The organism is Ruminiclostridium hungatei (assembly GCF_002051585.1).
Lineage (GTDB): Bacteria > Bacillota > Clostridia > Acetivibrionales > DSM-1351 > Ruminiclostridium > Ruminiclostridium hungatei.
In genome coordinates, this window is the sequence record NZ_MZGX01000003.1 from 237633 (window position 1) to 247248 (window position 9616).

Annotated in this window: 12 protein-coding genes; 3 read left to right on the top strand and 9 right to left on the bottom strand. The window is 37.6% G+C overall.

Translation table 11 applies throughout. The features are described from left to right. Positions 1–161 precede the first annotated feature (161 nt). Entirely contained in the window at positions 162–719 is a 558-nt protein-coding gene (locus CLHUN_RS03575; RefSeq protein ID WP_165755647.1) for an RNA polymerase sigma factor, read from the top strand. Further along, on the top strand, positions 712–1647 hold the full coding sequence (locus tag CLHUN_RS03580) for a hypothetical protein (protein ID WP_080063189.1): 936 nt from the start codon (positions 712–714) through the stop codon (positions 1645–1647). Before CLHUN_RS03575 ends, CLHUN_RS03580 begins: the two co-directional genes overlap by 8 nt. Positions 1648–1725: 78 nt before the next feature. Here CLHUN_RS03580 and CLHUN_RS03585 read toward each other — a convergent pair whose 3' ends face one another. From CLHUN_RS03585 to CLHUN_RS03625, 9 genes are all read right to left on the bottom strand, one after another. After that, positions 1726–2709, bottom strand: a complete 984-nt coding sequence (locus CLHUN_RS03585) for a CotS family spore coat protein (RefSeq protein WP_080063190.1) — start codon at positions 2707–2709, stop codon at positions 1726–1728. A 322-nt stretch (positions 2710–3031) separates the two neighbouring features. After that, complete coding sequence (locus CLHUN_RS03590; protein WP_080063191.1) at positions 3032–3970, bottom strand: thiamine pyrophosphate-dependent enzyme; 939 nt, start codon at positions 3968–3970, stop codon at positions 3032–3034. An 11-nt stretch (positions 3971–3981) separates the two neighbouring features. Next, positions 3982–5166, bottom strand: coding sequence for a pyruvate ferredoxin oxidoreductase (porA, locus tag CLHUN_RS03595; RefSeq protein ID WP_080063192.1), 1185 nt, complete (start codon positions 5164–5166; stop codon positions 3982–3984). A gap of 16 nt (positions 5167–5182) precedes the next feature. Beyond that, positions 5183–5494: a 4Fe-4S binding protein gene (locus CLHUN_RS03600; RefSeq protein ID WP_080063193.1), complete on the bottom strand. Its 312-nt coding sequence runs from the start codon at positions 5492–5494 to the stop codon at positions 5183–5185. Then, positions 5491–6069 (bottom strand): 2-oxoacid:acceptor oxidoreductase family protein, encoded by a 579-nt coding sequence (locus CLHUN_RS03605; protein ID WP_080063194.1) that lies wholly within the window; start codon positions 6067–6069, stop codon positions 5491–5493. The genes CLHUN_RS03600 and CLHUN_RS03605 overlap by 4 nt, the downstream gene beginning before the upstream one ends. Before the next feature lie 358 nt (positions 6070–6427). Next, complete coding sequence (locus tag CLHUN_RS03610; RefSeq protein ID WP_080063195.1) at positions 6428–6619, bottom strand: pro-sigmaK processing inhibitor BofA family protein; 192 nt, start codon at positions 6617–6619, stop codon at positions 6428–6430. 104 nt (positions 6620–6723) lie between these two features. Beyond that, positions 6724–6978, bottom strand: a complete 255-nt coding sequence (locus CLHUN_RS03615; RefSeq protein WP_080063196.1) for a DUF2508 family protein — start codon at positions 6976–6978, stop codon at positions 6724–6726. Between the two features lie 109 nt (positions 6979–7087). Continuing rightward, on the bottom strand, positions 7088–7615 hold the full coding sequence (locus tag CLHUN_RS03620) for a hypothetical protein (RefSeq protein WP_080063197.1): 528 nt from the start codon (positions 7613–7615) through the stop codon (positions 7088–7090). A 115-nt stretch (positions 7616–7730) separates the two neighbouring features. Continuing rightward, positions 7731–8369, bottom strand: a complete 639-nt coding sequence (locus tag CLHUN_RS03625; protein WP_080063198.1) for an HAD-IA family hydrolase — start codon at positions 8367–8369, stop codon at positions 7731–7733. A 307-nt stretch (positions 8370–8676) separates the two neighbouring features. On the opposite strand from CLHUN_RS03625, the gene pssA reads away from it, so the two are divergent. Next, positions 8677–9216, top strand: coding sequence for a CDP-diacylglycerol--serine O-phosphatidyltransferase (gene pssA, locus CLHUN_RS03630; protein WP_080063199.1), 540 nt, complete (start codon positions 8677–8679; stop codon positions 9214–9216). Positions 9217–9616 lie beyond the last annotated feature (400 nt).

Sequence of the window (9616 nt, forward strand, 5' to 3'; positions counted from 1 at the left end):
CACTTATATTAATGGGATATTTGTATATTAAAAAGATAAAATAATTCTTTTAAAATGAACCAATTTTACAAATCCTGCCTCTATTATTATGTACAGTACAAGAACAAATACACAAATTTGTGTCGGATAAAATAAAGATTTTTTTGAAGGGAGCTGAGCATTTGGAACTGTATGACATTATTCTCCGGTATCAGAACGGCGATTCGGATAGCTTTGAAGAACTATACAAAAACATATACAGGAAGACCTACGGTACCGCATTTAATATTCTGGGCATAAAGGCGGCTTCAGAAGATATAGTCCAGGAGGCCTTCATTATCTGTTACAAATCAATACACCGGCTTAAAAACCCAGAAGCCTTTAATACCTGGTTTTATAGAATTGTTGTCAGATTGAGCTGGCGGTTGGCTAAAGACCCTTTAAGACATACTTGGGGTGAGGATTTTGAAAGTCAGGTCAGTGATAATACAGACCAAATCTGCAGCAGATTGGATATTTGTGAAAAAATCAGGACTTTAAAAATACCCTTAAGAACTGTCCTTATTCTGTACTACTTTAACGAAATGTCAGTAAAGGAAATTTCCCAGGTGCTGGGCTGCCTTGAAGGTACCGTAAAATCCAGACTTTTTAAGGCACGAAAAATTCTACAGTCAGAGCTTTTTCCTGACTCTATAGTTAATTCCCAGAAAAAATTCAAGGAGGTTGGTTTAAATGAGTGAATTGGATTCATTAATTAAGAAATCCCTTTCAGAAAATATAAGCATCACGAATCTCGAGGTAGATGACAGCTATTTAAAATTTGAAGAAAGTATAAATTTAAAAAAAGGCAGCTTATATCCATTTCTTATTCTAAAGATACTTAATTATAAAAAAATTATTTTTGCTTCTGCGGCATGTTTACTTTGCCTGTCATTACTGTTGGCTGGAACATCCGGCGATGTGCGCGCAGCAGCGCTGGACGTTATAAATAATGTCAAAATGATTTTTGTTACTGAAAAGACCGGTGACGAGATTAAAATTGTTCACAAGCCCAGTAGTGAAGTAAATCTTCAGCCCTATGTATATAAGCAGGTTTATATAAGTGACGTTGAGATTTCAAAACTTATAGGATACAAAATAAAGTTTCCAGATTTAATCGCCAATGGTTTTGAACTACAGGAGCGTCTTCTTTTTTTAGGATTGAATAAGGAAATTTCTTACGATGATAAAAATCTTTTTACAAATAAGATGGAAGCTGCCATAGAAAATCAAAAAGAGTTTGAGGAGCTTTCCTCCTATAATCCTTACAGAGGAACTAGCGGACTCTACAAATATACCAGGCCTGATCATAAATTTGGGGTGTATTTTCAAATATCTTTATGGCCTAAACAATCAAATTTAGAAGCTTATTCAAAATATCAGGTTAAAATCGGTGATATAAAAGGTTATTGGTTAAACGTAAAGTATCCTGTGTATCCTTGGATGTCCCCCGGCCAAGATAACATGACAAATAAACCTGCAATAAAAGAGGATTTCTACCGTCTGGTTTGGTTACAGGATGACTTAACTTTTGCTGTACAGATCTTAAATGAAACAAACGTAAAAAATATTAATAAGGATGCTGCTATAGAAATAGCTAAAGAATTTATACAAGCACAGCCTGACTAAATAAACTGAAAGAAGGCACTTTTAAGTGCCTTCTTTTTTCACATTTCATAAGCTTATTTCTTAAAAATGTACTTGAAATCATAATGCAAAGAACTTCTCCAAAAATTCCTTCAGATACCGTACCTCCTCAATTACTTCTTCCAGCCTGTTTATATAACTTTGTTCCGACCAGCTTTTCCTGCTGTTGTAATACTTGTTTACAACTCTCCAGAACTTTTGCGGAAACATCAGCATTATTTTCATCAAGTCAAATTCGCTTGCTGTCAGCGGCTGGATTTTACTGTATTCATTGATAATCTGCTCAGCTTCCCCAATATCCCATTGACATTTCCTCATCTTCCTTCTGAGCAGGTTTACCAGGTCATAAACCTTTAAATCATAGCAGCAATATTCGAAATTTATCAAATACAGCTCATTATTCTGAATGAATATATTATGGTGGTTGAAATCGTGGTGGGAGATGTTTTTGCTCTTCTCGGCTTCTTCCACCAGGGCCGGATACTGGGAGGTATCCAGCAGGTTAAGTGCCCTTTCTCCAAGGTCATAAAAGTAATCCACATGCCTGCACATAAGGTTGTCAAACTTCATTCTTCCTTTTAAGGCATTCTTCTTGAGCTTTTTTATTTCATCCAGCCTTTTTCTATAGCTTGCCGGAAGTCTCCCAAGCTCATTTCTCGGACTGCTGTTTTCAGATTGGGAAAACCCTATTGAAGCTCTGTGCATCTCTGCCAAAAGCCTGGCACACTTAATGATTTCGTCCCTGTTGTCCAGATTTGATTCGCGGCCTTCAACATACCTGCTCATGTATACTGTCTGATCATTATATGTAATACAGGAATTCCCCGAATTTGTATATATACTCCTGTCAATATTGCAGAATCCGTTTTTATATAAATGTTCCTTTACCTCAGCAATAAAATTCACTCTGTCAGGTTTGAGACTGGTAATTTTAATCAATCTCCTGCCGTTGTCGGTATTTGCAATAAACATATCTCTGAAATTGCTGATACTATTTATTTTAATATCATAATTTTCCTGCAGTTCCCTTTCTAATTCATGCATAAAGGCCTCCATGAGTAACAATTGCCACAATAAGCAGTTATTTGTCTTCCACTTTAATGCAACAGTATATATTAATGTTATAATATCAGTAACGTCACTAGAATTATATGAAGCAAATACCACATGTAGTACAGCAAGTGATAAATCGGAGAAAGCAGGCAGAAAATTATACCGTATGCCTATTTGCCATTCCAGAGCAGGCTAAAAGCCCTTAGAATGCAGTATAACTGCATTCTAAGGGCTTTTAATAAAAATTTTCTATAAAGTACGCGCTTTATATTTACAGAATAATTTAAGCGGTACTTTTTTTATTTTTAATTTATTATGCTTCTTCACCGGCAAGTCTTAAGAGTTCATTCCATCTCTTGTCAACTTCAGCCTGGATTTCTTCGATCATAAACTCGTTTCCGGCCTTAAAGATGTGCTTGAATCTTCCCTGCTTCTTCAGGAAGTCAGCAACTGGAAGCTTGTTCTTTGGCTTGTAGTTAACGATATATTTACCGTCGATGATTTCATACAATGGCCAGAAGCAAGTTTCAACAGCAAGCTTGTTCAATTCCATCAGGTCAGGAGTATTGTAGATCCAACCTCTTGGACATGGAGCCAGGACGTTCATAAATGCCGCACCCTTTGTATAAAGAGCCTTTTCTGACTTCTCATAAAGATCCTTCATATTTCCAATAGCAGCAGTCTGGCATACATATGGCAGGTTGTGGCTGGCCATGATTCCTGTCAGATCCTTTCTCCACTGCAATTTACCGGGTATAACCTTACCGGCAGGTGAAGTGGTAGTATCTGCATACTTAGGAGTAGCTGATGATCTCTGGATACCAGTGTTCATATATGCTCCGTTATCGTAGCAAACATAAACCATGTCATGGCCTCTTTCCATTGCGCCTGAAAGAGACTGCAAACCTATGTCATATGTTCCTCCGTCACCGCCGAAAGCGATGAACTTGGTTTCACCCTTTACTTTTCCTCTTTTCTTCATTGCAACATAAGCAGCTTCAGCTCCTGATACATTTGCAGCCGAGTTTTCAAATGCATTGTGAATAAAGGAATCTTTCCATGCAGTATATGGATAAAGGAAAGTAGAAACTTCCAAACAGCCTGTAGCTGAACCTATTACTGCGTGATCTTCCGGCTTTAAAGCTCTTAAGATCTGTCTTACTACAACCGGAGCTCCGCATCCGGCGCACATTCTATGTCCGCCAGTAAGCCTCTCGGGCTTCTTAGCAGCTTCTTTTAAATTGTAAGCCATTATCGCACCTCCTATTCTCTTACGCCAAGGTAGTTGAACACTGTATCAACCTTACCTGTAGCGGCAATTTCCAATGTTTTATTAAATACAACTTCGATATCATCGGTCTTAACGTCTCTTCCGCCAAGTCCGTAGATATAGTTTATAACCTTAGGTCCAAATACGCCTTTTGCGTACAATGCACTTGTAAAGTCAGTGAACAATGGGCCGCCTGCGGCATTAAAGCTTTCAGCCTTGTCCATTATAGCTATTGCCTTGTACTTAGCCAAAACTTCTGCTATTTCATCAACAGGGAAAGGTCTGTACAATCTTGGCTTAAATACAGCAACTTTTTTGCCCTGTGCTTTATACTGATCAGCAACATATTTAGCAGTACCTGCTGTTGAGTTCAATACAACTACGCAAGCTTCTGCACCTTCAGCATTATATTCTTCAAACAGGCCATAGCTTCTGCCTGTCAGTTTTTCAAATTCAGCCGACACTTCAATAACAACCTTTTTGGCATCCATCATAGCCTGGGCCTGCTGTCTCTTGTGCTCAAAGCAGTGTGTGAAGTGATCCAAAGGACCAACAGCTATTGGGTTCTCTCTGTTCAGCAAATATTCCTCTGGGTTGTATTCGCCAACAAAAGCTTTAACCTTATCATCTTCAACCAAATCAAGATTCTCAATTGCGTGGGAGGTTATAAAACCATCCTGGCAAACCATTACAGGAAGGAGAACGTCGGGATGTTCACCTATTCTGTTAGCCATCAGCATATTGTCATATGCTTCCTGACAGTTTTCTGAATAAATTTGTATCCAGCCTGAATCTCTGGCACCCATTGAGTCACTGTGATCATTATGTATGTTCAAAGGTCCTGAAAGAGTTCTGTTTACACAAGCCAAAACAATTGGAAGTCTTGAGCAAGCTGCAATATATAAACATTCCCACATAAGAGCAAGTCCGTTTGCAGAAGTAGCAGTCATAGCTCTGCCTCCTGCTGCCTGCGCGCCTATGCATGCGGACATGGCACTGTGCTCTGACTCAACAGGTACAAACTCGGTATCAACCTGACCGTTTGCAACAAATGTTGAGAAATATTGGGGAACTTCTGTTGATGGAGTTATTGGGAAAGCCGCAACTACATCCGGATTTATCTGCTTCATGGCAACAGCCATAGCTTCGTTACCGCTTAATCTTTCTCTAATAGCCATTTTGAATTATCCCTCCTTACTTTTCTTCTACAAAGTCGATAGCTTTGAAAGGACATACCTTTACACAAACGCCACAACCCTTGCAGTGATCAAAATCGAAATCCACTCTCTTACCTTCTGCATTAACTAATATGGAAGTATCAGGGCATACAGGATAGCAAAGCAAGCACTGCTTGCACTTTTCTTCCAACCAGATCGGCTTCATTGAACGCCAGTCACCTGTCTTGAAGAGCTCTGCATTACCTGCCCAAGGAATATTTCCGCCCTTTGTTATGTCTTTCCAGTTAACGTCAGGAGCAACTGTCTTTAATTCTTTGTTGCAACTCATAGCCCTTTCACCTCCTGCATAGCTCTTTCAATAGCCTTAATATTTGGCTCAATAACTTCTGGTTTCTTTGCAAATTTATGTTTGAAGGAACCAACCATGTCATCAAGGAATTCTTTTGTACCCATGACTCCACTTACTTTAACTACCGCACCAAGCATTGGAGTGTTAGGGAAGTATTTACCCAAAGTTTCAATAGAAATTGTTCTTGCATCAACTGTACAAACCTTACCTTTATATCCCTTAAGTAATGGTTTGATTTCCTCCGGAGTTTTAGTAGTATTGATAATTAAAGCTCCTGATTCCTTTAATCCCGAGGTAACATCTACCGCTGTAAGTAGAGTATCATCTACAACTACAACGTAATCTGGTTCATAAATGTTACAGTGGATTGAAAGCTTATCATCGCTTATTCTGTTATAAGCTGTGATTGGAGCACCCATTCTTTCAGGGCCGTATTCAGGAAAACCCTGAATATATTTACCGGTATTGAACGCTGCATCCGCAAGTAATAATGATGCTGTCTTTGCGCCTTGGCCACCACGTCCATGCCATCTGATTTCAACAACCTTGCCCATTTGGCAAACCCTCCTCTTTTATTTGAATTTTAAAAGATGAATCTCTATGAGGCCCTATGAACCCCACTATATTAAACCCGCATACAGCAATTGTCTTTAATAAAAAGTCAAATCTTAACAGCTTTGTGCACGGAGATTCATTCTGATTACTGTAAGACAACTAACCAAAAGATAAACTTGTCCATATAAAAGTATATATGTTTGACATTTTATTGTCAAGCAAACTATGTGTAAAGTAGCCATATTTCTGTACTTTTGTTAAATTGAATTGTTCTTTGTATACATAAATGCACATATACATAAAAATAGTACTTCACATTATTACTAAGTCATAATGTGAAGTACTATTTTTATGTCTTTACACCATAAATTTCAGAAAAATCAATAGTACCAAACCAGGGACACCTAATATACCTATTATAAAAGCAGAATAAATATTCAGGGCTATATAAAAATTAAAATAAATTCCTATAAAATTAATAATTGCCAAAAGTACTGCCCCTAAGATAGTATTGACCAGGATTTTTTTTATAACCTTGCCTGCATTCATATTTTATACCCTCACATATATATGTTTGTCCCTGTTTTAAATATATTTTTGATTGGGCAAAAATATTCTTGCTGTATGATATTTAATTTAATGAGATATACAGTCTACGTTCTGCATAGGCCAATTTCCTTGGCTTTTTTTATAAGATATTCAAATTTTGACTCGTACGCCTTTATCTGATATGTATAAAAATCAACCATTAATGAATCCTGTACAAAGTCAAAATTATTATACGCTTCCTGTAGCTGGCCTTTCACCCTTTCAATTTCTGATAGAAGATTGGCCCTGTCGGCAGCAATAACTTTTTCTTCCAAGGTGCCAACCACTTTATTCATCTGTTTATTCAACGATATTTCCATAAGTGTCTCCTTTCGACGGTTATTATATATAAAGGATTGACCCCCTATTATAATATTTATACATTTATGGAAATATTCTTGCTGCTAACTTAAAATTCATAATGAGCTATCAATATTTTTCTACCGAAAGAGCCCCATATTCCTTAACTATTTCAATTATATCATTCATTCTTTCCTCATCCACCTTCATACTGAAAATAGCATTTCCCTGGGATACCAGCCTGCCATATTCCTCTTTTTTAACTCTGGGAATTCTTATATCCACTATTACTCCTACTATTCCGCCCAGCACAAAACCTGCAACCAACCCGGCAATAGGCCCTCCTGCCGCAATAAGGCCAAACCTTGGCATGAACATACTTGCCGCCCCCAGTATGATTCCGGTAACACCCCCGAAAATCCCACCTGTGACAATACCGTCTGCTATCCTTTCTCTTTTGTTCAATCTGAAAGGATAGGCGGCATAACCTGCAACATATACCTGGCCTTCCCTGTGAGGCCTAAGATAACCTTTGTTGCCGCTATCCTTGACAATAATTGAAATATTGTCTGTTCTGAGTCCCTTTTGCCTTACTTCAAAGGCTGCTTTTTCAGCGTTGGCATATACATCGAAAATTGCAACAACCGTCCTTGACAACTATATCACTCCTGTTATTGGTTCTGTCTTCTGATAGAGTATTCTCATTTTTAGGCTTATATATGCTTTTTGTAAACGGTCATAACCTGACACTATACTTTATATTTCAAAACTTCTATATATATTTTAACAAATCCAGCGGGCTCTCTAAAAAAATATCAGGCTCCACCTTTTCCAGATCACTTCTGGGGCTGTAAGTCCATGCCACCGCAGCGCTGCTTACGCCTGCATTTTTTGCACAGAGAATATCCAAAGGACTATCACCTACGTATAATACATCTGCTTTATTGATTGCATTTACCGCCTCCATGGCCTTGATAAGTGGTTCACCGTCAGGCTTATGCTTTTGAGATGCTTCAGAGCCATTGACAAATTGAAAGTAATCACAGAGATTAAACAGCTTAAGTCCTCTCATAGCCAGTTCTCGTCTTTTTGAAGTAACCACGCCCAGTACAATCCCTTTTTCATAAAGTACCTTAATCAGCTCATATACCCCCAGGAATATGGCAACACCGTTATCATGCCGTTCTTCGTTGTAGGCCCGATACGTTTTAGCCAACTCTTCCTCTTTCCCGGGATATATGGATTTGAGATGCTTTATTAAAGGCATTCCAATATAGCTGATGGTTTCTTCCTCAGGCCTGGTCTCTCCAAAATGGTGCATAAAAGTATAGTGGAAGGATTCCAAAATAAGCGGAATTGTATCAATCAGCGTTCCATCCAGATCAAAAAATACGTACTTGAAGTTATTCATAAATAATCATCCTGTCTTAATTTTTATTTTCATCAGCAATAATACAATACCAACTGTTGCGTAAACATTTTTACATTTTACAAAAGTAATAAAACCTTTTCAATATCAATACGTATACTATAAAGGCAACTATTTACTTGTTAAATTTAATATAATTAATTATAATCTATAATATATACATTTTATATACTATATCAAACACGTTTTTTGTTGCTCTTAAGATTTTATTATTCTGTTCAAGCTTTGCTACTCACAGTTACAGAAATATTAGCTGCATAAAATTTTTTGGAAGTAGAGGGTGGATTCATTGAAAAATAAAATAAAGCATTCGTTACCAAACCTTTTGACCTTCATTAATCTTTCTCTTGGTATAATAGCTTTGCTCTTTTCCATTAAGGATGACTTGATTCAGGCCTCTTTACTGGTGATGGTAGCGGCATTGACCGACAGATTTGACGGAAAGGTTGCACGTATGCTTGACAGCACAAGTGAGCTGGGAAAAGAGTTGGATTCTCTTTCTGATTTAATATCCTTTGGTGTTGCACCCATTATTATCGCCTGGAAAATAAGTTTCCTGCATCTAGGAATTATTGGCTACCTTCTTACGGTACTCTTTCCCATTGCAGGAGCATACAGGCTGGCCAGGTATAACACTACCACTTTCAATAATGTGTTTTGCGGTGTACCCATAACCATTGCAGGTGCCTTTCTGTCCATAATAAACCTGTATAACAGCTTTTCCAAGATACGTGGCAATTATGGCAACATAAATACAATAGTCTGTGCAATCATCATTATCTTATTATCCTATCTCATGGTAAGTAAGATACAGATTAAAAAAAGATAATTATTACGTTTTAGTTAAAGGGTGGGCCAAAAGGTTCATCCTTTTTCCACATTTTACTCAAAAAAATAAAATATTATCCACATTTAATCAAACCTTTGTTAATAACTGTGTCTCTCATAAAGATAAAGCAACAGCGTAGGAGATATTCCTCCTTATTTCTGTATAAAAACAAAAACGGTACCGAAATTGGTTTTTCACATCAATTTCGTACCGTTTTTCATTCTTAAAACGCCGAAAAGCCCGACAAAATCGGACTTTTCAGACAATTGTGGCCAGACTGTCCGAAAAGTAACCACACCAGCACCTTTAAAAGCCGCTATGATATAATTTATTGTATCAAGTTTGAGTGCAGGTGGTGCTTAATATGAAATATATCAAAGGGCAAGAGAAATCACAGTTG

Coding starts and splice junctions, on each gene's coding strand:
- CLHUN_RS03580 (WP_080063189.1), top strand. CDS start 712: ATGAGTGAATTGGATTCATTAATTAAGAAATCCCTTTCAGAAAATATA.
- CLHUN_RS03585 (WP_080063190.1), bottom strand. CDS start 2,709: ATGCATGAATTAGAAAGGGAACTGCAGGAAAATTATGATATTAAAATA.
- CLHUN_RS03590 (WP_080063191.1), bottom strand. CDS start 3,970: ATGGCTTACAATTTAAAAGAAGCTGCTAAGAAGCCCGAGAGGCTTACT.
- porA (WP_080063192.1), bottom strand. CDS start 5,166: ATGGCTATTAGAGAAAGATTAAGCGGTAACGAAGCTATGGCTGTTGCC.
- CLHUN_RS03600 (WP_080063193.1), bottom strand. CDS start 5,494: ATGAGTTGCAACAAAGAATTAAAGACAGTTGCTCCTGACGTTAACTGG.
- CLHUN_RS03605 (WP_080063194.1), bottom strand. CDS start 6,069: ATGGGCAAGGTTGTTGAAATCAGATGGCATGGACGTGGTGGCCAAGGC.
- CLHUN_RS03610 (WP_080063195.1), bottom strand. CDS start 6,619: ATGAATGCAGGCAAGGTTATAAAAAAAATCCTGGTCAATACTATCTTA.
- CLHUN_RS03615 (WP_080063196.1), bottom strand. CDS start 6,978: ATGGAAATATCGTTGAATAAACAGATGAATAAAGTGGTTGGCACCTTG.
- CLHUN_RS03625 (WP_080063198.1), bottom strand. CDS start 8,369: ATGAATAACTTCAAGTACGTATTTTTTGATCTGGATGGAACGCTGATT.